The 23,117-nt window shown below is 69.6% G+C and carries 19 protein-coding genes and 1 pseudogene; 4 read left to right on the top strand and 16 right to left on the bottom strand.

The window, feature by feature from the left end; translation table 11 throughout:
* Positions 1–119 precede the first annotated feature (119 nt).
* From OG194_RS43120 to OG194_RS43105, 4 genes are all read right to left on the bottom strand, one after another.
* Positions 120–1,049 (bottom strand): carbohydrate ABC transporter permease, encoded by a 930-nt coding sequence (locus OG194_RS43120; protein ID WP_327406164.1) that lies wholly within the window; start codon positions 1,047–1,049, stop codon positions 120–122.
* Positions 1,049–1,930, bottom strand: a complete 882-nt coding sequence (locus tag OG194_RS43115) for a carbohydrate ABC transporter permease (protein ID WP_327406163.1) — start codon at positions 1,928–1,930, stop codon at positions 1,049–1,051. Before OG194_RS43115 ends, OG194_RS43120 begins: the two co-directional genes overlap by 1 nt.
* Positions 1,931–1,999: 69 nt before the next feature.
* Positions 2,000–3,244 (bottom strand): ABC transporter substrate-binding protein, encoded by a 1,245-nt coding sequence (locus OG194_RS43110; protein ID WP_327406162.1) that lies wholly within the window; start codon positions 3,242–3,244, stop codon positions 2,000–2,002.
* A gap of 166 nt (positions 3,245–3,410) precedes the next feature.
* Positions 3,411–4,427 carry a LacI family DNA-binding transcriptional regulator gene (locus OG194_RS43105; protein WP_327406161.1) on the bottom strand — a complete coding sequence of 339 codons (1,017 nt, stop codon included), beginning with the start codon at positions 4,425–4,427 and terminating at the stop codon, positions 3,411–3,413.
* Between the two features lie 546 nt (positions 4,428–4,973).
* Between OG194_RS43105 and OG194_RS43100 the strand changes: the two genes are divergently transcribed.
* A complete protein-coding gene (locus OG194_RS43100) occupies positions 4,974–5,159 on the top strand; it encodes a hypothetical protein (RefSeq protein ID WP_327406160.1) in 186 nt (61 codons plus the stop codon).
* A 500-nt stretch (positions 5,160–5,659) separates the two neighbouring features.
* On the opposite strand, the gene OG194_RS43095 is transcribed toward OG194_RS43100, so the two are convergent.
* The gene (locus tag OG194_RS43095; protein ID WP_327406159.1) at positions 5,660–7,186 is read right to left on the bottom strand and encodes a hypothetical protein; all 1,527 of its coding nucleotides are present in this window, start codon (positions 7,184–7,186) and stop codon (positions 5,660–5,662) included.
* Between the two features lie 244 nt (positions 7,187–7,430).
* Here OG194_RS43095 and OG194_RS43090 point away from each other — a divergent pair.
* Positions 7,431–7,639, top strand: a pseudogene (locus OG194_RS43090) (IS5/IS1182 family transposase); the annotation flags it as partial.
* Here OG194_RS43090 and OG194_RS43085 read toward each other — a convergent pair.
* The gene (locus OG194_RS43085) at positions 7,626–9,434 is read right to left on the bottom strand and encodes a flavin-containing monooxygenase (RefSeq protein WP_327406158.1); all 1,809 of its coding nucleotides are present in this window, start codon (positions 9,432–9,434) and stop codon (positions 7,626–7,628) included. The pseudogene OG194_RS43090 and the gene OG194_RS43085 overlap by 14 nt on opposite strands.
* Before the next feature lie 125 nt (positions 9,435–9,559).
* Here OG194_RS43085 and OG194_RS43080 point away from each other — a divergent pair, with 125 nt between their 5' ends.
* Positions 9,560–10,582, top strand: coding sequence for an SMP-30/gluconolactonase/LRE family protein (locus OG194_RS43080; protein WP_327406157.1), 1,023 nt, complete (start codon positions 9,560–9,562; stop codon positions 10,580–10,582).
* A gap of 16 nt (positions 10,583–10,598) precedes the next feature.
* Here OG194_RS43080 and OG194_RS43075 read toward each other — a convergent pair whose 3' ends face one another.
* From OG194_RS43075 to OG194_RS43055, 5 genes are all read right to left on the bottom strand, one after another.
* On the bottom strand, positions 10,599–11,189 hold the full coding sequence (locus OG194_RS43075) for a TetR/AcrR family transcriptional regulator (RefSeq protein ID WP_327406156.1): 591 nt from the start codon (positions 11,187–11,189) through the stop codon (positions 10,599–10,601).
* A 66-nt stretch (positions 11,190–11,255) separates the two neighbouring features.
* Positions 11,256–12,791, bottom strand: a complete 1,536-nt coding sequence (locus OG194_RS43070) for a class I adenylate-forming enzyme family protein (RefSeq protein ID WP_327406155.1) — start codon at positions 12,789–12,791, stop codon at positions 11,256–11,258.
* Between the two features lies 1 nt (position 12,792).
* The gene (locus OG194_RS43065) at positions 12,793–13,335 is read right to left on the bottom strand and encodes a hypothetical protein (RefSeq protein ID WP_327406154.1); all 543 of its coding nucleotides are present in this window, start codon (positions 13,333–13,335) and stop codon (positions 12,793–12,795) included.
* A gap of 113 nt (positions 13,336–13,448) precedes the next feature.
* Positions 13,449–15,494 (bottom strand): MDR family MFS transporter, encoded by a 2,046-nt coding sequence (locus OG194_RS43060; RefSeq protein ID WP_327406153.1) that lies wholly within the window; start codon positions 15,492–15,494, stop codon positions 13,449–13,451.
* Between the two features lie 19 nt (positions 15,495–15,513).
* Positions 15,514–16,335: an SDR family oxidoreductase gene (locus OG194_RS43055; RefSeq protein ID WP_327406152.1), complete on the bottom strand. Its 822-nt coding sequence runs from the start codon at positions 16,333–16,335 to the stop codon at positions 15,514–15,516.
* 78 nt (positions 16,336–16,413) lie between these two features.
* Between OG194_RS43055 and OG194_RS43050 the strand changes: the two genes are divergently transcribed.
* Complete coding sequence (locus OG194_RS43050; protein WP_327406151.1) at positions 16,414–17,004, top strand: TetR/AcrR family transcriptional regulator; 591 nt, start codon at positions 16,414–16,416, stop codon at positions 17,002–17,004.
* Here OG194_RS43050 and OG194_RS43045 read toward each other — a convergent pair.
* From OG194_RS43045 to OG194_RS43025, 5 genes are read right to left on the bottom strand one after another with little or no spacing between them, the layout of a single operon-like run.
* Positions 16,995–18,011: a sugar phosphate isomerase/epimerase family protein gene (locus OG194_RS43045; protein ID WP_327406150.1), complete on the bottom strand. Its 1,017-nt coding sequence runs from the start codon at positions 18,009–18,011 to the stop codon at positions 16,995–16,997. The genes OG194_RS43050 and OG194_RS43045 overlap by 10 nt on opposite strands.
* Positions 18,008–19,153: a Gfo/Idh/MocA family protein gene (locus tag OG194_RS43040; RefSeq protein ID WP_327406149.1), complete on the bottom strand. Its 1,146-nt coding sequence runs from the start codon at positions 19,151–19,153 to the stop codon at positions 18,008–18,010. Before OG194_RS43040 ends, OG194_RS43045 begins: the two co-directional genes overlap by 4 nt.
* Positions 19,137–20,687, bottom strand: coding sequence for a GMC oxidoreductase (locus OG194_RS43035; RefSeq protein ID WP_327406148.1), 1,551 nt, complete (start codon positions 20,685–20,687; stop codon positions 19,137–19,139). The genes OG194_RS43040 and OG194_RS43035 overlap by 17 nt, the downstream gene beginning before the upstream one ends.
* 33 nt (positions 20,688–20,720) lie before the next feature.
* Positions 20,721–21,683 carry a sugar phosphate isomerase/epimerase family protein gene (locus OG194_RS43030; protein ID WP_327406147.1) on the bottom strand — a complete coding sequence of 321 codons (963 nt, stop codon included), beginning with the start codon at positions 21,681–21,683 and terminating at the stop codon, positions 20,721–20,723.
* Positions 21,680–23,056, bottom strand: coding sequence for an MFS transporter (locus OG194_RS43025; RefSeq protein WP_327406146.1), 1,377 nt, complete (start codon positions 23,054–23,056; stop codon positions 21,680–21,682). Before OG194_RS43025 ends, OG194_RS43030 begins: the two co-directional genes overlap by 4 nt.
* Positions 23,057–23,117 lie beyond the last annotated feature (61 nt).

Below are 23,117 nucleotides of genomic sequence, written 5' to 3'. Positions count from 1 at the left end.
GTGGATCCCCGAGGGATCCGGTCAAGACTTCGGGAACGGTTCGGCTCGCCGGGGTGATGGCACACGTGGCGGGACCTACCGGGGTGAATGTCCGAGGGGCACGGCGCGTCAGGCGCCGGTCATCCCTTGACCGCGCCTTCCATGATTCCGGCGACCAACTGCTTGCCCGCGGCCACGAAGAGCAGCAACAGCGGCAGCGTGGCCAGCACGGAGGCGGTCATGACGGTCGAGTAGTCGATGGTGTACTGGGTGCGCAGCTGCTGGATCGCCACCTGGGAGGTGAACATCTCCGGGGTGTTGAGGACGACCAGGGGCCACAGGAAGTCGTTCCAGGTGGTCATCGCCGCGAAGAGCCCGAACACGGCGGCGGAGCCCCGGATGTTGGGTACGACGATCGAGCGGTAGATGCGGAACGTCGAGCAGCCGTCGGCCTTCGCGGCGTCGATGAGCTCGTCCGGAATGGTCCCGATGATGACCTGCCGCATCCAGAACACACCGAACGCGGAGACCGCCCCGGGGACGATCAGCGCCCAGTAGGTGTCGATCCAGTCCAGCTTCGACATGATCATGTACATGGGCACCAGGCCCAGCTGGCTGGGCAGCGCCATGGTCGCGACCACCATCAGGAACAGCAGGCGACGACCGCGGAACCGGAGCTTGGCGAAGGCGAATCCCGCGAGACTGCAGAAGAACATCTGGAGTACGGCCACGGATCCGGAGACGATGGCGCTGTTGGCGAGCGACCGTCCGAACGGGACCATCGAATTGACCACGTCGAGGTTGTGGCCGAAGTTCCCACCGGGAACGAGGGCCGGAGGGAAGCGGGACACCGCCGAGCTGTCGTTGGAGCCGACGACGAACATCCAGTACAGGGGGATGAGCGCGAGCAGCACCGCGAAGGCCAGCACGACATAGGTGAACCAGGGTGTCCGCCCGCGCCTGCTGCGCCGACTGGCGTCCAGTGCCTGGCGCCGTGACCTCGCGGCGGCCCGCGACACCGGTCGGCCGACGCTCGCGGCCTTCGGCTTTTCCTTGCTCGTCACGGACATCAGGAACTCCTGATCAGGCGGGCCATGGCGTAGTTGACCAGTGCGAGGGCCAGGATGATGAACAGCAGGGCGACCGCGATGGCCGAGGCGTAGCCGAATTTGAAGGAGTTGAACGCCTGCCCGTAGATGAGCAGCGTGACGGTCAGGCCCTGGCCGTTGTTGCCTCCGGTGGGCGAGGTGAACAGCAGCGGCTCGGTGAAGATCTGGAGCCCGCCGACCGTCGAGGTGACCACGGTGAACAGGATGGTCGGGCGGATCATGGGCAGCGTGACCTGGGTGAACGTGGTCCAGCGGCCGGCGCCGTCGATCTCCGCGCAGTCGTACAGGGCGGAGGGGACCGCCTGCATCGCCGCGAGGTAGATCAGGGTGTTGTAGCCGGTCCAGCGCCAGATGACCATGATGGCGATGACGGTCTGCGCGGTCATCGCGCTCGCGCCCCAGTCCACCGTCGGCAGGTGCAGCGACCGGAGGATCCAGGTCACGGGGCCGTAGTCGCGGCCGAAGATGGACGCGAAGACCAGGGTGACGGTGACCAACGGGGTCACGTTGGGCACGAGCAACGCCATCCGCCAGAACGTCTTCGCCCTGAGGCTGCTGTTGTTCAGCATGGAGGCCAGGAGCAGCGCGATCCCCATGCCGGGCACGGTGGACAGGACGAAGATCGCGATGGTGTTGCGCAGCGCCTTCCAGAACCGGGGATCGCTGAGCATGTCCGAGTAGTTCTGCAGCCCGACGAAACGATTCTCCCCGCCGAGCAACTGCCAGTCGTGCAGGGACACCCAGCCGGTGAAGAGCAGCGGCCCGAGTCCGAAAGCGAGGAACAGCAGGAAGAACGGCGCGATGTAGGCGTAGGGCGTGAACCGTTCCCATGCGCTGGACACCCGACCGCTTCGGTCCCTGGTGGTCGGTTCTTTCCAGGCCAGTGAAGTGGTCATGTCGTCCCTCAGCCCCTACCCCTGAAGCTCGCGCTTGACATCGGACATGACCTGGGACCAGGACTTCGCGCCGGACTGGCTGCCCTGATCGACCCTGCCCAGCCCGTTCTCGAACTGGTTCTCGACGATGCGGTCCTGCGGGCCGACCGGATGCGGTTTCATGCCCTGCACGCTCGCGATGTAGATCTTGCCGACCGGCGCGTTGCTGAAGAAGGGGCTGGTGAAGCGGGTGACCGCCGGATCGGTGTACAGCGCGGGAATCGTCGGGAAGGTGTTGCTCTCCTTGAAGAGCGCCAACTGCTGCGCCGGCGCCTCCAGCCACTTGATGAAGTCGTACGCCTGCTGCGCGTGCGGCGCGTTCTTGGGGATGGCCAGGAACGACCCGCCGTCGTTGCCGACCTTGCCGGGCAGCACCGCGATGTTCCACTTGCCCTTCGTCCCGGGCGCCTGCTGTTCGACCTGGGTGAGCATCCAGGCGGGCACGATCAGGGTGGCGACGGTCCCCTTGGCCACCGCGGCGTCCCACTGCGGGGTGTAGGTCGCGACGTTCGCGGAGAGCCCGGCGTCGATGGCCGCGACTCCGTCCTCCCAGGACTTCCTGATCTGCGGATTGGTGGCGTAGACGGGCTTCCCGGCGGCGTCCACGTACTTGAGGTCGCCCTGGTTCGACTCGGCGCGGAAGACCGCCTTGCCGCTGTCGATGAACTTCTTGCCGGTCGCCGCCACGTACTTCTTGCCGGTGGCGACGTAGTCCTCCCACGTCGGCCACAGGGCGCCGACCGCGGCGGGATCGGTGGGCAGCCCGGCCTTCTTGAACAGGTCGGTGCGGTAGGCGATCGCCATCCCGCCCACGTCGGTCGGAATGCCGACGATCGAGCCGTCGGAGGCGACGCCGCCGTTCCAGCGCCAGGCCAGGTACTCGGATTTCAGTGCGGCGGCACCGAACTTCCGCAGATCCGTGAACACCGAGGCGTGGTCCACGAATTCGCCCATGTAGTCGATCGCGATCTGCGCGATGTCCGGGCCTTTGCCGGAGGCCAGGGCGGTGAGGAGCGTCTGGTGCGAGGCGTCGTAGTCACTGATCTTGGTCTGGATCTTGATGCCGGGGTGTGCCTGTTCGTACTGCTTCACGAGCGTCTTGGACAGTTCGGCGAAGCCCCACATGTTCAGCGTCACGTTGGACGAGGACGACGAGCTGCCCGAGCCGGAGGAACAGGCGGCGAGCGCCGTTCCCCCCAGCGCGGTGATCGCCAGGGACATGGCTCGCCGTCGGCTGATGCCGCGGTGCACGGCGGATGGGACTGGTCCGGGAGCTCTGACGAGTCGGGAGACCTTCATCTTGCTGCACCTCCAAAGAAGGGGTACCGCATGGTGACCCACGCCGGAGCGACAGAGCAATAGTTTCTAGAAAGTTTCTTCCTTGTGTTCAGTGATGACCTTGGGAAGGGGCGGCGGTGCTCTCCCGGACGACCAGCTCCGTCGCCAGTTCGACCCCCGGACCGGCGGCCTGGCCCGCTATGAGCCTGCCGAGCAGCTGCACGGCCTGCCTGGCCAGGTCGTCGATGGGCTCCCGGACCGTGGTCAGCGGAGGAGACGCCCAGCTCGCGACGGGTGCGTCGTTGAAGCCGACCACACTCACGTCGTCGGGTACGCGCAGGCCCCTACGCCGAGCCGCCTCGTACACGCCGAGTGCCTGCTCGTCGGAGGCCGCGAAGATCGCGGTCGGCGGGACGGGCAGGGCCAGCAGCTCGGCCGCCGCGTCCCGGCCGGGCGCGTGGCCGAACTCGGTGTGCACGACGTACTCCGGCGGTATGTCCAGACCCGCGGCTGTCGCCGCCGCGCGGAACCCGTCGGCGCGGGCCCGACTGCACAGCAGGCGCAGCGGTCCGCCGATGGTCGCGATCCGCTGGTGACCCAGCGCGATGAGGTGCTCGGTCGCGGCGTGCGCTCCCCGCCAGTGGGTGAGCCCGACGGTGGGGACCTCGGCCTTCTGGTTTCCCTCGGGATCGACGGCCACGAACGCCACCATCAGCTCACGCAGCCGTCTGCGCTGCTCAGCCGTGGTCTCCACCACGCCGAACACCACGCCGTCGGGATTGCGGGACGCTACATGGTCCAGCCATTCCTCCTCCTTGCCCGGGCGCAGCCGGGACAGCACCAGCGCCAGCCCCTCGGCGTACACAGCGGCTTCCATGGCCTGGATCAGGCTCGCCGACCACGGGCTGTCGAGTTCGCTGAGAACAAGTTCGATCACCCCGGTGAGCCGGCCACCCGAACGGCGCGGTGCGTAGCCGTGCTCGCGCAGCAGCTCGGTCACCCGCTCGCGGGTGACCGACGAAACGCCCTGCCGCCCGTTCAGGACCTTGGACACCGTCGGCGACGACACTCCCGCCGCCTGCGCGATGTCCGCGATCGTGGTCCGCGGTGACTCCGTTGCAGCCATCCCAGCTCCCTTCCAGCGCTCCGGCAGCACCCGACTGCCAGGTCCGCGACGACATCCCCGTTGACCGGGCATGCGCCTGGTCCTATCGTGACAGAAAATTTCGCGAAATTAGAAAGTGCTAGGTGGTGGCATACAGCTGGTGGTGCCGTGCGGTGCAGATGCCCTCGCGCGACACCGTGCGGTGGCGGCATACGATCCCGTGGCGCTGTCCGATCCGATGAGACGCCGGGCTCGTAGCGGCCTCGTCTTCCGGTCTCGTCTTCCGGTCTCGTCTTCCGGTCCGAGTCGGGCGACGGCCGGTCCGGTGACTCCGGGTAGTGGCGCCCCGGAAACCTGAGTCTATCCACTTCGAACACCCCCGAGACGGGGCGATGTGCACGGGGGGAGAGATCTCCGCCGGACGAGTCGTCGCGGTGGGGGTGTCCCGGCCGGCGTCGCGGTGATGGGCCTAACAGCCGGGAAGCGGCCGGATGTTGACTTGGTCGGTTGCTTCGGTGCGGGCGAACCTGAGGCACAAAGGCTGGCCGGGAAGCGCTCCGCGATCACGTGCGAAACAGCGACGCGTGGCTGGACACGGTGCCGCGTCGGACGCTGTTGCCGGCCGAGCGTGGCAGGGTGCAGATCGCCGCCGGGCCGCTGGAGCGGGTGGCTGCGGCCGAGGTCGCCAGTGACCGGCGCAGCGGGCCGACGCAGGTGTCCGCGGACGCGGAAGGTGCGGCCCCCGCGCCATGACTGCTTGTCGCACCGGCGAGGCACCCGGCGTTCTGTGCGGACCGCGCTCCGTCTCTCCGAGACACACCGGTCGCTCGTGGTGTCGGCCGGCCTGAGCACCGATGCCGCCGCTGGAAACCCGCGCCGGCAGGAGCTGCCCCCGGCGAGACCGTCCTGGGCTTCACCGACCCGACCCCATGAACGTGAAGTACAAGGAGACGGCGGTACAGCCCCTGACCAGCGCGTTCTTATCATTCAGCGCTGAGTTCCGAGGCTGCGGGAGAGGGCATCCAGCCACGGAACATCGTCCGGCTGCGCGTGCGGGGAGTACTGCACCTGGTCGGCGACCGGCGTGACGTTCCAGGGACCATCCCCGCACCCGCGAGGATGGTCCCGACGCCCAGAACGCCGACGAGAAGTACCTGTTCTGCTCCCCACCCTGGCTACCTTCGAAATGCGGTTCGCGAGGTGACGGAGTATCTCCTCGGGCGCTGACGCCCTGCCACGCCGGGGCGGCGGCGTCAGCGGCTGCCCTGCTGCCGTGACCTCCGCGCCGCCAGGAACACCAGCGCGCCGCCCGTCACCAGCAGGACGGCGGTGCCCGCCCGGAGCAGGACTCCGTCCGCGCCCGTGGCGGCGAGCCCACCGCCGGTCGTCGTCCCGCCGCTGGTTCCGGCCCCGGAGCCGGACGGGCTCGCGGTGGCCGTGGCCGTGGCCGACGGGGACGCGGAGGCGCTGGGCGAGGGGCTGGACGTCGCCGAGCCTGTGGCCTTCACCGTGATCGCCGTGGTGTCGTTCGCCGCGTCGTCGTCACGGTTGGGGTACTCGGGGTTCTCCACCGCCCGTACGCTGCCCTGCGCGTCGGGGACGACCTTGTCGATCCGCACCGTGAACTCCTGGGTCACGGAGTTGCCGGGCCGGAAGTCCGTGCTGGCGATGTCGCAGGTGTAGCTTTTCGCGCCGGCCTTGCCCGGTGTGCAGGTCCACTGTGGCCCGGGGTCGCCCTGCTCGCCGGGGCCGGGGGCGCCGGTGATGGTGGTGCCGGCGGGCGGGGTCACCACGAACGTGCCGGAGTTGTCGGTGTCCATCCACAGGAAGTCCATCCGGCCCGGCCCGTTGTTCCGCACGCCCACGGTGATGCTCACCGTCTGGCCGACCTTGCCCTCGACCGTGTCACCGAGCGCCTGGTAGTCGGCGTGCTGGGTGGTGGCGAAGGTGCCGTACCCGGAGCCGGTGAATCCGGAGCCGGAGACGATGGACTTCAGGCCGAGCGGCGTACCGGTGCCGGTCCCGGGGAAGTCGGACGGGTCGAAGGAATCGGGCGCGGTGCCGCCGACCGGCCACACGACGTAGGTGTTGTAGCCGTACATCGTGTCCTTGGAGGCGGTGTAGCGCAGCGGCGTGTCCGTCTCGTAGGCCGCGCCGGGCGCGACCGGGGTGTCGAACCGGCACCAGGTGCCGACGTCGGACTGGTCCGAGTAGTGGCAGTTGGAGTGGTCACGGGCGAGCGAGACGCCGTCCGAGTCCTGCACCCAGAGCATGACGCCCTTGTCGGCGGGGGCTGTGCCGGTGTTGGCGAAGGCCGGGGTGCGCTCGAAGACGGCGCCGGGTGCGATGCCCTTCAGCGCCGGGTAGGCCCGGGCGACGAGCTTGGGCCCGCCGACCAGGACGTCCGTCTTCCCCGTCACGGTGGCCGCGTCGGAGGCGGTGGCGGTGTAGGTGATGGCACCGGTGTCGCCCGCCTTGGCGGCAGTGGTGGGCTTCAGGAAGAAGGGGTCGATCGACTCCTTGCCCGACAGTGGTCCCACGTCGCACCTCAGCTTCAGGGTGCCGGTGTTCACGCAGTCCCCCGTGACCACCATCGTCGCCTTCCCGGCGAGGGACGACGCGTCGACCGTGACCGAGACGTCATGGGCGTCCCCGCCCGAGGCTGTGATGCCGAGGTTCAGGTTCGGGCCCTCGCCCTCGGTGGGGAGGTAGTAGTTCTCCTGGGTGTCCAGGACGAGTGTCGTTCCGGCGGCGTGGGCGGCCGGGGTCGCAACTGCCATGACGGCGGTCGCGAAAGCGGCGGCCGCCGCTGTCCGCCATGTTCTACGTATCGTCAGCACACAACGTGGACACGCCAAAACACCGGAAGGTTGCGCCCGAGTGTCCGTCAGCTGACAGACGGGTTCCGCTCACGCAGTCCACAGGCGTCCGGCCACCGGGCGGCCACATGAGTTCGGCCGTCGGTGCCGCGTTGCCGGAAGAGACGCGCGGCGTGCAGGAGAACTACCGGTATCCCATCAACCGGCCGAACTCCCGGCGAGGAAAGAGGAACACAACGCCTCGCACCGCAGAGTCCGCGCCCGCGTCGAGCACACCTTCGCCCACCTGAAGAGGTGGAAGTTCCTCCGCGACTGCCCTCCGAAGAGGACTGCGTCCGCCACCCCATGCTCGGCGTCGCCCGCCTGCACACCCTCGCACTCGTCGACCGACGCAGAGGCGTCAGACCTGCGTGAGGGGCCTGGCCTGAAGGATCTCGTCCATCGAATGCTCGCGCCAGTGTTTCAGAAGTTCATGGAAGGCGACCGCGCTGTGGGGGTAGGCGGGTGAGTCGTTCGGCCGGCCGCGTCCTTCACGGTTGTAGTAGCCGGGGGTGCATTCCGCGTGGAACCACTCGTGGTCGGGGGCGTCCTCGGCGAGCGTGGCGATCCAGGCGTCCTCGGCCGCGCGGGACGGTTCGATGAGGGCGCCCTTCGCCTCGGCGGCGGCGACGAGGGCGGCGGTGTGAACGGCCTGCTCGTCCAGGATGTGCGTGAAGTTGACGCTGACGGCGTTGTGCAGGGTGCCCAGCTGGATCAGGTTCGGGAAGCCGTTGCTGGTGAAGCCGTGCAGCGTGCGCGGACCCTGTTGCGCCCATATGTGCAGGAGTTGAGTGCCGCCGCGGCCGTGGACGGGGAGTGTGCCGGAGTGGATGCCGGAGGTTCCGACGGAGAATCCCGTGGCGAAGATCAGGCAGTCAAGTTCGTACGTGGTGTCGCCGACCACGACGCCATGTGGGGTGACGCGCTCGATGCCGTGGGTGTCCGCGGTGTCGACCAGGGTAACGTCGGCCCAGTTGAACGCCGGGTAGTACCGGTCGGAGAAGGTGGGGCGCTTGCAGGCGTACCGGTACCAGGGCTTGAGCTTCTCCGCCGTGTCCGGGTCGATGACGATCTGCTCGACACGGGCGCGGAGCTCGTTCATCTTGGCGGCGTCGGCGGCCTCGTAGGCGGCTTCGAAGTCCTGGCGGTCGCCTTGACGGCGGAAGCTCGTCAGGAGCTTCTCCAGGAGGCCCGCCGACATGGTCCAGCGGTCCGCCACGAGATCCTGGTCGGCGGTCTCGCCGGAGACGATGCGGAGATGGTTCTCGCGTCGCTCGCGTGCCCAGCCGTCGTGGTCGGCACCCACGTCCCTAGCGGTGGTACGGCAGTTGGCGCGCACATCCACGGTGGAGGGTGTGCGCTGGAAGACGTAGACGTGTCCGGCGTCCTCGGCCAGCATCGGGATGACCTGGACGCCGGTGGCGCCGGTGCCGACGATGCCCACCCGTTTCCGGGAGAGGCCGGTCATGCCGCCGTCCGGGCCGCCGCCGGTGTAGGCGTAGTCCCACCGCGAGGTGTGGAAGGTGTGGCCCTCGAAGTCCTCGATGCCCGGTATCCCGGGGAGCTTCGGTTCGGAGAGCGTGCCGGTGGCGGTGACCACATAGGTGGCCCGGAACGCATCGCCCCGATCGGTGGCCACGATCCACGTCCCACCTGCCTCGTCCCAGGTGAGCGAGGTGACCGAGGTGGAGAACAGGGCGTCCGAGCAGAGGCGGAACGTCCGCGCGATCCGCACCGCGTGGCGGCGGATCTCCTCGCCGGGGGCGTACTTCCACTCCGGCACGTATCCGGTCTCGTCGAGCATCGGCAGGTACACGTGGGATTCGATGTCGCAGTGGATACCGGGGTACCGGTTCCAGTACCAGGTGCCCCCGAAGTCGCCCCCCTTCTCCACGATCCGGACGCGCTCCAGGCCCTGCTGCCGCAGCCGCGCCCCGGCGAGGATGCCGCCGAAACCGCCGCCGATCACAGCGACGTCGACGGCGTCGCGCAGCGGCTCGCGCTCGGTCACCTCGTCCACGTAGGGATCCGCGGCGTAGTAGCCGAACTCGGCGTCGGTGGCCCGGTATTGGCGGGCTCCGTCGGGTCGTACCCGTCGCTCTCGTTCGAGGCGGTAACGCTGCCTCAGCGCGGCGAGCTCAGCGGTGGACGGTACTTGAGGGGGTGTCATGTGGGGGACCCCGATCCTGTCGGTCGGCTGACTTGCGCCGCCACCTGTACTGATGGGAGCGGCTATCGACTACCGTAACAAGAACCGGACAACAGTGTCCGGTTGGATGGCTGGAGCACTCCCCCATGCGACGAATTCCGATCCGCCCCCTTGCCTTACTCGCCGTGTTCGGCACGCTGGCCCTCACCGGATGCGGTACGGCCACGGGCGACCCCGGTGACAGCGCCGGCTCCGTCGGAGCGGGCAGGACCATCCGCGCCCAGCAGCTCATGCAGCTGACCAAGGTGCACGCCGAGACCGGGATGACCCTGTTGGAGGGCCCGACCTTCGACGCGGACGGCACCCTGCTCGTCGTCGACGTCACCGCGCCCGCGGGCGAGCCGAAGGTGATCCGGGTCGACGTCGGGAGGAAGACCTCGCGATCGGTCCACACTGACGACCGGGGGGCCTACACCTCCGCGCAGTTCAGCCCGTACGACGGACGGCTCTATCTGACGGACTACGCCCACGGCGAGATCGTGAGCCTGGCCGCGGACGGCGGTGATCCGCGGACCTTCTTCTCCGGAGAGGTGGACGGCGCGCGGATGAACCCCGACGACATCGCCTTCGACAAGGAGGGCAACCTGTACGTCAGCGACTCGGGGGGCGACTCGTCCGGCGGTGCGGCGAAAGGCCGCGCGGTCCGGATCGACCGCGACGGCAAGAAGACCAGCGTGCTGGCCGACGGGCTGGCCGACACCAACGGGATCTCGTTCGACGTGGACTACCGCGGACTGTGGATCAGCGAGCTCACGGAGAACCGGATCTCCTACCTTCGCCTCGACGCAACCGGAAAGGTGACCGCCCGGCACACCGCCATCCGCGTCGACGGCGGTCTCGCCCAGACCGACTCGATCGCCGTGGACGCGGACGGCAACCTCTACCAGGCGCTGTACGGCCGGCCCGCGATGGTCGTGTACGACAAGTACGGTGAGCGCCTCGCGACGGTCGAGGTTCCTCGCGGCGCCACGGGACTCGACTCGGCGACGAACGTGGCGATCACGCCCGGCGGCACCAAGGCCTACATGACCGTCAGCGGGCCCGCCGGAGGCTACCTCTACACGTTCGACGCGCCGGCAAAGGGCATCCGGCAGTCCAACGGCGGCTGATGCCACGCTGCCGCGCTCACCCTTCGTAGGGCCGCACCGGTCCCACCTCGACACCGAGCAGCCGCCAGGCCGCCAGCGCCCGGCGTTCCCGCTCCTCGTGGCCGGGGCCGGTGGCGGCACCCGAGACCATGGCGACGGCGAGCATCAGGTCGTCCGCCGTCTCCAGCCGATGACCGGCCGGCAGGTGCCCTCGTAGCGCCCGCTCGACCCGCTCCGACAACGCCAACGCGTACGGGCGGGTCTCGGAGCCGTCGGTTGTCCCATCGGCGTGCATGAGGCCGATGAAGGCCGCCGATTCCGCCATGTGCCAGGTCAGCACTCCCAGCACAGCGGCGAGAGACGCGCCTTCCGCGGCGGCCGCCTCTTCGACCTGGCACACGTTCTCCTCCAACACCGCGGCGGACAGGGCGGCCCGGTCGGGAAAATGCCGGTACAGAACTCCCTGCCCCACCCCGGCCCGACGCGCGATCGCGAACAACGGGGCGTCCAGGCCGTGTTCCGCGTAGACCTCCCGGGCGGCGGCGACCAGAGCGGCGCGGTTGCGGGCGGCAGCCTTCGGCCCCTGGTTGGGGGGCCGCCGTTCGTCCGGCACCGGGCGCTGCGTCATCCCGGAAGGGTACCCGGGCAGGCCGGAACGCCATGTCCGCTCCCGGGGCAGACGGAGGTCCCGTGGTCATGTCATCGGGGTCCCCGGTGTGTCGGGCGGCGGTGTGAGGTCGCGGCGTCTGATCTTGCCGCTCGACGTGGTGGGCAGGGTCGCTACGACATGGATCGCCTTGGGGAGCTTGTACGGGGCCAGCTGGGTGCGGGCGAACGCGAGGACGGCGTCCGGATCCGGAGTCCGGCCCTGCGCCGGAACGACGTAGGCGTGTGCGACCTCGCCGAGTCTGGGGTCGGGTACCCGGCCCACTCCGACCAGGGCGACGTCCGGATGCCCGGCGAGGACCCGTTCGATCTCGGCCGGATAGATGTTGTATCCGCCGGTGAGGATCATGTCCTTGAGCCGGTCGACGATGTAGAAGTGCGCGCCGTGCCGGTGCGCGATGTCGCCGGTGTGCAGCCAGCCGTCCGGCTCGATGGTCTCGCGGGTCGCCGTCCCGTCGCCGTAGTACCCGAGGGTGACCAGCGGTCCGCGGACCATCAGCTCGCCGTCCTCGCCCTCGGGCGCGTCCGTGGTGACCTGGTCGAGGGAGGCCACCCGGACCTCGGTCCCGGGGAAGGCCACCCCGATGGAGCCCCTGACCGGCGGAGCGTACGCGGCATGCGTCGTCGCCAGGCCGGACAGTTCCGTCATTCCCCACAGCTCCAGCAGAGGTGCGCCGGTCGCCTTCTCCCATGCCTCCACGACCGCGTCCGAGATGGTCTGGCCGCCGACCGTGCAACGGGTCAGCGTCGTGAAATCGGCGACCGTCGTGGCGAGGGCGTCCAGCAGCATCGCGTACATGGCCGGCACGCCCTCGATCATGGTGACGCCGTGCTCGGCCACGAGTCCCAGCATGCGCGTGGCGTCGAAGCGCGGCTCAAGGACCACCGTCGCTCCGGCCAGCAGCGCCGAGTTGACCGCGCAGTTGCCGTAGACGTGCGACAGGGGCAGTGCGGTCAGTACGACGTCCGCGGCGGACCGGCCGTGCATCGCGGCGGTGTAGGCCCAGTTCAGCAGAAGCGCCTCGCGGGCCTGCATGGCGCCCTTCGGGCGGCCGGTCGTGCCGGATGTGTAGGAGATGCCGCACAGGTCCCGGGGGCGGGCGGAGGCGGAGTCCCAGCCTGGCGGGCCGTCGCCGAGCAGTTCGGCGAACCGTACGACCCCTGCCGGGGAGTCGTCGAACGACACCCGGAGCCGGACGCCGTCCGGCAGCGTGGAGTTGATCCGCTCGGTGGAGGGTCCCGAGGCGAGGAGCGCCGCCGAGCCGCAGTCCTCGACGATGGCCGCCAACTCGGGTGCGGTGAGCATCGCGTTGACCGGGTTGACCACGCAGCCGGCCCGCAGGATGCCGTGGTAGGCCGCGACCCACTCCCAACGGTTCTCCGAGAACAGAGTCACCCGCTCGCCGGGCCGGATGCCCTGCCTGGTCAGTCCTGCCGCGACCTGGCCCGCGGTGGCGTCGAGCGCGGCGTAGGTCAAGGTCCGGCCCTGACAGACGAGCGCGATGCGGTCGCCGTGCCGTGCCGCGGCGACTCCGAGCATGTCCGCGGGATCCAGGGCGCGCATGTCAGCCCACCAGTCCGGCGGGATAGTCCGCGGGGATCTCCTCGTCGGCGAGCGGGCGGGCGCCGGTGACCACGGAGTAGCTCTCCTCGCCGACGATCAGACCGGCCTCGTCGAACGGCCAGGAGATGATCGTCCGGATCGTCACCTCGTGGACGGTCTCGGGGCGCGGGGTCGGCAAGCCCATTCCCACCACGGTCGCGCCGGGGAAGAGCGACGTCATCACCCCGTCGGTGACGATGATGTCGTCGGCGACCGTGAGCCGGTCGATGTCGAACTGGAAGTACAGCTGGCCCAGGGCCTGTCGCTCGATGTAGAACGCCCGGATCGCCTCTCGCGAAGCCGGCTGCATGTCCTCCGGGGAGCCCCAACTGCGGTACTGCTGGCGGGACTTGGAGATCGTCGCGAGGAGCGCGTCCACGTCCTGGTTGACCTCGCCCAGCATGTGCGCGCGCAGCATGTTCAGCAGTTCGAGGTGTTTCGGGTCGTCGGTCTTCGCGATACGGGCATCCATGTAGTCGATCATCGCGGTGCGGTTGATGGGCATGTCGATCTCCTCTGTCGGGGTTGCGGGTCCCCGGTCGGTCGACTGCGCGACCGACCGCAGGGGGCTTGGGTCTGTACTCGGCCCGGTTCAGGGCGGAGAGATCGTGGGTGTCGTCAGGTCAGCGCGTGCTGTGCGCGTGTCGGGTCGTCGACGCCCTGGTCGAGCAGGCGTCCGGCCACCCGGCCGATCGCGGCGTCCAGTTCGGGGCCGCTGCCCCAGTCGTCGAGCCGCTCGGCCAGCCAGTCCTTCCACGCGGTGGCGAGCTTCTCGAACTCTGTGCGGCCGCTGTCGGTGAGCGTCCACTGCCCGCTCGTGTGCCGTAGGTGTCCGGTCCGCTCCAGGTGCGTGAACGCCGGTTCGAGCACCTGGGCCGGGACGGAGAACCGCTCGCCGATCGCTGTCAGGGTGGGTGGTTCGTCGCGTCGTTCCTGGAGATAGACCTGGACCAGGCACCACAGGCCGCCGGGATCCAGTTCCGTCCCGGATCTCGCGATGATGGCGGGCGCGGCCTTCTTGCGTTCACGGAAGAAGAGCTTCGCTACGGCGCGTTCCAGCTCACGGTCCTGATCGCGCGCCTCGGGCATGCCGAAGCCGTCACCGATGTCCGCCGCGCCCGCCTTCGACGTGTCGCGCAGCGGGACCTCCTTGAGGAACAACGCGAGCACCAGCGCGACCAGGCCCACGGGTGCGGCGGCGAGGAACACCGTCTGAAGCGAATCGCTGTAGGCGTCGATCACACCCCGGGACACCGAGGCCGGAAGCTTGTGGAGCAGCGCCGGCACCTCCGCGGCCCGGGGGTCGGTCCCCGCCGGCAGCGGATGCGCGGCCAGCGCGTTGCCCAGGTTGATCGACAGCCGGCCGGTGTAGATGGTCCCGAAGATCGCGGCTCCGAAGGCACTGCCGATCGACCGGAAGAAGCTCACCCCGGAGGTCGCCACACCCAGGTCGGAGTAGTCCACCGTGGACTGCACGGCGATGACGAGCACCTGCATGCCGAGCCCGATGCCGAGGCCCAGCACCGCCATGTAGAGCGACGCCTCCCAGAAACCTGTGTCGGCGTCGAGGCGGGAGAGCAGGAACAGCCCGAGGGAGATGAGCACGGCGCCGAGGACCGGGAAGATCTTGTACCGCCCGGTCCTGCCGACGAGGCTGCCGGACACGATCGACGCGATCAGCAGGGTGAGCACCATCGGCAGCAGCCGGATGCCCGAGGACGTCGCCGTCGCCCCCTGCACGTACTGCATGTAGGTCGGCAGATAGGACAGCGCGCCCAGCATGGCGAAGCCGACGGCGAAGCTCAGCAGCCCGCCGATGGTGAAGACCGGGTTGCGGAACAGTCGCATCGGCAGCATGGGTTCCTTCGCCCGCAGCTCCACCCACACGAACAGCCCAAGGAGTACGACCGACCCGACGGCCATCCCGATGATCGTCGGCGAGCCCCAGGCGTACTGCGTGCCGCCCCAACTGGTCACCAGGATCAGGCCCGTTGAGGCGAGGCCGATCAGCAGGATGCCGAGGTAGTCGACCACGGGCTTGAGCGCGGCGCGTGCGCTGGGCATCGCGGACGCGGCCACGGCGAGTACGACGACGACCAGCGGGATGTTGACGTAGAACGACCAGCGCCAGGACAGGTGGTCGACGAACAGGCCGCCGAGCATCGGGCCGGCGACGGTCACCACGCCGAAGACGGAGCCGAGGATGCCCTGGTACTTGCCCCGTTCGCGCAGCGGCACGATGTCGGCGATCAGCGCGGTCGAGGTGACCATCAGCCCGCCGGCGCCGAGCCCTTGCACCGCGCGCCACAGCACGAGCGCGGTCATGCTGTCGGCGAACCCGCAGAAGAACGAGCCGGCGCCGAAGACGACCACGGACAGTTGGAACATCCGCTTGCGGCCGAACAGGTCGCCGAACTTGCCGACGACCACGGTCATGACGGTCTCGGCGAGCAGATAGGACGTGACCACCCAGGACAGGTGGCCCGCGCCGCCGAGGTCGCCCACGATGGTCGGCAGCGCCGTGCCCACGATCGTCTGGTCGAGCGCGGCCATCAGCATGCCGAGCAGCACCGCGCCGAAGACGGCGTTGGTCTTCTTGCGGCTCAGCCGCGCCGGGGCCGCTTCGCCCCGTTCCTTCGTGGCCGTAGCCGTGGCCGTCATCATGCCCAGTTCCTCGTTCGGTTCAGAGTGCGAGCGTGCGGGCCGCGGCGATGACGCCGCCGTCGACGGTCAGGTCGGTACCGGTGATGAAGGTCGCCTCCGGGCCCAGCAGGAAGGCGGTGGCGCCGGCGATGTCGCCGGGGGTGCCGAGCCGCCCGGTCCCGGACATGCCGACCAGCGTGCGCATGAACTCGCCGTCCGGACCGGCGAGTTCGGCCTGACCCATGGCCGTGGAGATGACGCCGGGGCTGACACTGTTGATCCGCGCCCCGCGCCGCCCCCACGCCGTGCTGGCCGCCATGACCCGCAGGTGGTTGGCGCGCTTGGCGATGCCGTACGCCACGCCCGCTTCGGTGACCAAGTCCGGTGCGAGGAAAGGCAGTTGGAGCAGTTCGGCGGAGGGTGTCGTGGCCAGCGCGCGCTCCTGCTCCGGGGTGAGGGGGACGGTCAGGTGGCCGGCCATGCTGGCGATGACGACGCCCGCGCCGCCGGGTGCGATCACCGGCGCGAACGCGTCGAGCACGAGCGCGACGCCGAGCAGGTCGACGGCGAGGATCGCCTCGACCGAAGCCTGCACCGGTGACAGACCCGCCGTGTGCACGACCTGCGCGACTTCCCCCAAGTCGCGGGCCACGACCGCCAGTTCGCCCACCGAGTCGGCCGAGGTCACGTCCACGGCGTGTGTCACGACGGTGAGACCCTCACCGGTCAGCACCGCCTCCGCCCGCTTGAGGGTCTGCTCGCCGATGTCGGCGAGCAGGACGGTCCGACCCTGGCCCAGACGGCGGGCCACGGCCTCGCCCATGCCGCCGGCCCCGATGATGACCAGCACGTGTCCGTCCACGGCACTCACCCGATCCCTAATTCGAGACTTTTTGTCTCGCTGAATGTTCACCATACGCGGCCAGCTACTCTCGTCAACATGTCCGACACGCGACGCGGCCGTACCCGCAGCGAAGCCGTACGCCGGGCCGTCCTCGAAGCGACCCGCGACGAGCTCGCGGCCCACGGCTACGACAAGCTGTCCATCGACCGCATCGCGGCCGCCGCCGGCGCGGGCAAGCAGACCGTCTACCGCTGGTATCCGTCCAAGAGCGCCCTGGTCGCCGAATGCGTTCTCGACGGCTACGGCTTCCCCGCCACGACCCCCATGCCGAACACGGGGTCCATCCGCCGCGATCTGCGCGACTGGCTGGAGGGCTTCGCCGACCACCTCGCCGAGCCGCAGAGCGCGGCGCTGATCCGCGCCTCCACCGCCGCGGCGGCCGAGAGCGACGACGTGGCCCGCAGGTTCTACGACCATGTCACCGCCGCGTCCGAGGACGCCCTCACCGCACGTCTGCGGGACGCGGCGCCCGCGGCACGGCCGGTATCCGCCACCGCTGCCGCCGAGGCCCTCGTCGGAGCGATGCTCTACCGCCTGCTCGTACGGCAGCCCGCCACACCGGAGTTCCTCGACAGCCTCGTCGACACCGTCCTGAGCGGGATACAGGGCATGGAGTCTCAGTCCTGATTGCCGAACGCCGCGTCGAAGGCCGCCTCGGGGAGCTTCCACAGCAGCGAGCGCACGAAGTTCACCGCTTCCGCGGCGCCCTGGAGCCGGTCCATGCCGGCGTCCTCCCACTCGACGGAGATCGGGCCGTCGTAGCCGATGGCACGGAGTGCGCGGAAGCAGTCCTCCCACGGCACGTCGCCGTGCCCGGTCGAGACGAAGTCCCAGCCGCGGTGCACATGACCCCACGGCAGGTGTGAACCGAGGGCGCCGTAACGGCCGTTGACCGGACGGATCCGGGTGTCCTTGCAGTCGACGTGGTAGATGCGATCGGCGAAGTCGGTGATGAAGCCGACCGGGTCGATGTGCTGCCACATCATGTGGCTCGGGTCCCAGTTGAAGCCGAACGCCGTCCGGTGACCGATCGCTTCGAGCGCCCGTACGCTGGTGTAGTAGTCGTAGGCGATCTCGCCGGGGTGGACCTCGTGCGCGAACCTCACGCCCTCCCCGTCGAACACGTCGAGGACGGGATTCCAGCGGTCGGCGAAGTCCTCGTAGCCGGCCTCGATGACGGCGGCCGGTACGGGCGGGAACATGGCGACGTACTGCCAGATCTTCGATCCGGTGAAGCCGACGACGGTGTCCACGCCCATCCTGCGGGCGACCCGCGCCGTGAGCTTCAACTCCTCGGCAGCGCGCCAGCGTACGCCCTCGGCGTCCCCGTCGCCCCACACCCGGCTGCCGACGATCGCCCGGTGCCGGAAGTCGATCGGGTCGTCGCAGACGGCCTGGCCCTTCAGGTGGTTGGAGATCGCCCAGACCTTGAGCCCGTACTTGTCGAGGATGTCGAGCCGGCCGCGCAGGTAGGCGTCGTCCTCGGCGGCACGCCATACGTCCAAGTGCTCGCCGGAACAGGCGACTTCGAGCCCGTCGTAGCCCCACTCGGAGGCGAGCCGGGCCACCTCCTCCAGGGGCAGATCGGCCCATTGACCGGTGAACAGCGTCACCGAGTGCGTGCCGGTGGTCATGGCAGTGTCCTTTCGATGGGGGTCCAGGCCCCGGACGCCGCCGAGTCGAGTACGGCGTCGACGATCCTGGCGGTGCGCAGCCCGTCCTCCAGGGTCGGCAGTCCGGGCGGCTTGTCCCCGGCGATCGCGGCGTAGGTGTCGGCCACGAACGCGTCGAAGCAGTCCTGGTAGCCCTGGGCATGGCCGCCGGGGAGGTACGACAGCCGCTGCTGGTCGGCGGAGACCGTGCCGGTCCCGCGCGCGATGACCGTGGCGCCGTCCGGCGTGCCGAGCCAGGCGGACTCCGGGTTCTCCTGGTCGAAGACGGCGGAACCCGCCGCGCCGTCGAGTTCGAACCAGAGCCGGTTGCGCCGCCCGGCGGAGACCTGCGACACCACCACGTTCGCGGGCACGCCGGTGGCGGTCCGCAAGGTGACGACCGCGGTGTCCTCGGTCGCGACCGGAACGAGCCGGGTGGTGTCGGCGGCCGTGGTGAAGCTCTCCGCCGAGCCCTCGGGCCGCTCCGGGACGGCGATGGACGTCAACGCCGTGAGTACGTCGAAGCGTTCGCCGGAGACGAACTCCACCAGGTCGCACCAGTGCGAGCCGATATCGGCGAAGGCGCGTGAGCGCCCGCCCGCCTCGGCCCGGACGCGCCAGTTCCCGGCGGTGGGCGACAGCATCCAGTCCTGGAGGTAACTGCCGTGCAGAAGATGCCAGTTGCCGAACTCCCCGGCCAGTCCCCGCGCCCGCAGTTCGCGGACGATCGGGTGGTACCGGTAGACGAACGGCACTGTGGCGACGAGCCCGGCCGCCGAGGCGACGGAGGCCAGTTCCGCCGCCTCCGGCACGGAGGTCGCGATCGGCTTCTCGCAGACGAGGTGCCGGCCCGCTCTGAGCGCGGCCAACCCGTAGGAAGAATGGGTCGAGTTGGGCGTGCACACATGGACCACGTCGACGTCCGCGGCCAAGAGCGCGGCGAGGTCGGGGAAGGCGACGACTCCCCAGCCGGCGGCGATCTGGGCGGACCGCTCGGGCCGGGAGCCGAGCACCCCGGCCAGCACGCCGCCCGCCGCGTGGATCGCGCGCCGGTGGATGGCCGCGACCATGCCGCCGCCGACGATCGCCGCCCGCACCCCGGTGCCGCTACCGCGCGGTCGCATGGGCCGACCCCTCCAACTCACCGAGTTCCTGGGCGAGTTGGACGGCCGCGCGCCAGGCGAGCGCGACCATGGTGAGCGTGGGGTTGGCCGCCGTGGCGGTGGGGATGACGCCGTTGCCGCCGACGTACAGGTTGTCGACGTCCCAGACCCGCAGGTACTGGTCGCACACCGACTCGCCGTCGTCGGACTCTCCCATCCGGACCGTGCCCTGGTAGTGCAGGGACGAGCCGCCGACCGCGAACTCGGGCTGGTCGAGGACCGTGCCGATGCGGGAGGCGCTGCGGACGGAGTTCTCCCACATGGCCTCGATCGTCGCGCGGTCCTTGTCCGTGTGGGCGTAGCGGATGGTCATCTTCGGCATGCCGTAGCCGTCGGTCTCGGTCTCGCTGAACTCGACGGCGTCGCGGTACTGGATGTCCTTCGCGCCGTACCAGACGGCGATACCGAGCCGGGAGAGCGACAGTTCGTCGCCGAAGGGCAGCTTGTAGGGCGAGTTGGCCAGGGTCACGATGCCGCCCTGCATCGGTCGGGCGTCGGAGAACGGGATGGAGGCGCCCCCGAGGCTGCCGCCGTCCTGGTCGAAGGTCGCCGGGTCGAACTCGTCGTGCAGGGTGACGAACGTGTTCATCTGGAAGTGCTCGTTGAGGTGGTGGCCGAGCGCGCGCGGCCTGATCCCGGAGGCGAACAGCACCTGCGGCGTGCGCAGCCCGTCGGCGCAGACCACGACACGGGCCGCCCTTACCTGGTATGTCTCCCCCGTGCGGCGGTCCTCCAGCACGGCGCCGACCGCTGTCCCGTCCGCCACGAGCACCCGGCGGGCCAGCGTCTCAGCCCGCAACTCGAAGCCCGGCACGGTCTGTTCCAGATCGCCCAGGATCACACCGGTGCCGGAGAACACCAGGGTGTCGCCCTCCCAGTGGCTGGCGCTCGCTCCGGAGGTGACCGGGGTGAGGCCCGGCCCGTTGAACTCCTCCGCCATCGCCTTCTGGATCGCCGCGCTCAGACCGGCCGGTTCGTACGTGGTCACCCCCAGCAGGTGCTCGGCGTGGTCGAGTGCCGCGTCGAGTTCGTCGCCGGGGACGAAGGGGATGCGTTCGGACTGGTGGGGACGTGGGGTGCTGGTGCCCCAGTGGATGCCCATCCCGCCCACGCCGCTGGCCATGCTCGCCCCCGGCAGGCCGACCTCGCCGTCGGGGAGCCGGGGGCTGGGGTCGAGGGGGAACAGGCCAGGGAGCAGCGCCGTCCGGAATTCCAGGCTGGGGTCGATGCCCGGCGCGATGTCGGCCAGTGCCGTGGCCCGCTTCACGCCCAAGTCCGGTCCCTGGGTGAGCAGTTGCGCGGCGGACCGGGCGGACTCGGTCATGTTCTGGGTGTGCTCGCCGCGGTGGCCGGGGATCGCGGGGCCGACCTCGACCATGAGGATGCGCGCGGACGGCCGTGCGTCGCCGATGGTCCGGGCGTAGGTGGCACCGGCGGGACCGGAGCCGATGATGAGGACGTCGACCTCTTCGGTGGTACGGACCGTGTCGTTCATGGCGGAACTCCTCCTTGGCTACGGGGCGCTTGGCTACGGGGCGGTGTGCGGGGCTGTGCCGGATTCGGCGAGTGCGGACGCGGCGACTTCGAGGACCCGGGCGCTCTTCGCCCAGGGGTCGCCGCCGGTGCCCTCGTACTCGACCGAGAGCGGGCCGGTGTAGCCGTGGGCGGCGAGGATCCCGAGCGCGCGCGGCAGGTCGACGGGTCCTACGGCACCGTCCTCGGTGACGTAGTTCGCCTTGAGGCTGACCAGCTCGGTGTACTCGGCCAGCGCGTCGACGGCGTCGTACACGGGGGTCAGGTCGAGCGACGCGTACAGCTCGGCCGGGTCGGTCGGCTCAGCGCCCTGGGCGTCCCCGAAGCCCGCCATCGCGCGGGACGTGAGGACGTCGAAGTTGCCGAGGTCGAGCAGCAGGCCGCAGGCGTCGCGCCCCGCGGCGTTCAGCAACTGCCCCATCCAGACCGGGTCGGCACTCGGGCCACCGTGGTTCTCCACGAGCAGCCGGGAACCCTGCTGCTGCGCGAACGCGCCGACCTCGCCGAGCCCGTCGATCAACTGGGCAGGGGGCGTGGCCTCGTTGTGCCGGCTGAAGGGCGAGCCGGGGTTGACCCGTACGAACTGCGCCCCCATGGCGGTGAATCGCTCGATCCACCGCTTGGTGAGCTTGATGTCGGCCGCGCGCTTGTCGGCGTCCGGTTCGAGCAGGTCGCCGACGTCGATCGCGACATTGACCAGCCGGACACCGGAGGCGGCGAGCGCGTCGCCGAACAGGTCGATCTCCGGGTCGTCGAGCCCGGCGAACTGGAAGGCGACCGTCTCGATGGTGTCGACGCCGAAGGTGTCCCTGGCGCGGGCCGGGAACTCCGAGAGGTTCAGCAGTTTCGGGTAGGGCAGTTCGATGTGCACGGGATTGCCCTGGGGGTCCACGAAGTCGAAGACCAGCGGGCCGAACTGCTCGCGGAGGCTGTACGAGGACACGGACAGGGTGTTCATGAGATCTCCTTCGACGGGATGGGTTCGAGCACGTCCGGAGCTTCCGGAGCTTCCGGAGCGACGGGCGTGCGGTCACGGGTGAGGGGGGCCCAGCGCGGATCGCCTTCACGGCCGATCTCCGGCAGCCGGAACACCGTGGCTACGCCGGCGACGACGAGGACGGCGAGTGTGAGGTAGAGGACCGGAAATCCGCCGATGAAGAGCAGGAGTGGCGCGATGAACGGCACCACGGACTGCGGGAGCGTGTTGGCCAGGTTGAGGATGCCGAGGTCCTTGCCGACGTCGTCGGCGTTGGGCAGCAGGCGGATGGAGATCGCCGAGTCGACCGAGACGAAGGTGCCGGTGCCCAGGCCGATCACCGATGCCGCCGCATAGGCGACCCCTCGCGTCTGGGCGATCGCCATGAGGACGAGCCCGACGATGATGATGGCGCCCCCGGCGACGATGAACGGCTTCTGCCGCTGGATCCGGTCGGAGAGCGGCCCTGCGACCAGACCCGCGATCGCCATGGGCACGACGCTGGCGACTGCCGCCAGCAGGACGAAAGACTGGGCGGCATCGTCGTCGAGACCGAGCCGGTGCAGGGCGAAGAAGGCGTTGTAGCTGCTGCTCGCGGCACCGCAGATGACCAGGAAGCGCAACGCCCACACCCAGCCGAACGCGGGATGGTCCCGGGGGTCCAGCCAGAAGGACTTCAGGAGTTCCGCCGGGCGCAGAGGCGCTTTCACGGCGGGTTTGTCCCGAGGCCGTTCCCGCAACAGCAGGACGGCGAGGACTCCCAGGAACGCCGAGATTCCGGCGACGACACACCACTTGACCCGCTGATCGGAGAAACCGCTGACCGCGGCGATGCCGATGAGCGGCGCGAGCGCGCCCATCAGCCCGATGAGTCCGGAGAAGGTGCCCCTCCGCTCGGCGGGCACCTGCTCGGCGAACAGCGCGCCCGTGGCCGCCATCTGGAAGTTGAAGACGGTCTGCGTCAGGAACCACAGGACCGCGACCTGCCAGACCGCGGTCGTGAAGCCGAGCGCGACCACCACGAGGGACCCGCAGAGAGAGCCGGTGAGGATCCAGGTGCGTCGACGGCCGAACCGGGCCGCGGTCCGGTCACTGATATGGCCGGCGATCGGGTTGGCCGCGAAAGCGAAAATCGCGCCCGCCCCCGTGATGAGACCGAACGCCGCCTCGGCTCCGGAGTCGGTGAGTGAGTCGAGCTTCAGCGTCAACAGCAGGGTCACCGGAGTGAACAGCGCGACGAGGGCCCCGACTGTCGACGTGACGACGCCGACGCCCAACCGAGGGAGAGAGATGACGGGGCTGTCCGCGCTGTCCAGGGCGGTGGTGTCGGACGCCGGCGAGGTAGCAGGTGGCATCTCCACTCCTTTGTGAGAGGTACCAAACAAAACGGTAGTGACTCCCACCATGTAGTCATAC

Source organism: Streptomyces sp. NBC_01288, from assembly GCF_035982055.1.
Classification (GTDB): Bacteria; Actinomycetota; Actinomycetes; order Streptomycetales; family Streptomycetaceae; genus Streptomyces.
The sequence above is the reverse complement of the archived record's forward strand: the minus strand, read 5'-3'. Positions and strand labels throughout refer to the sequence as shown.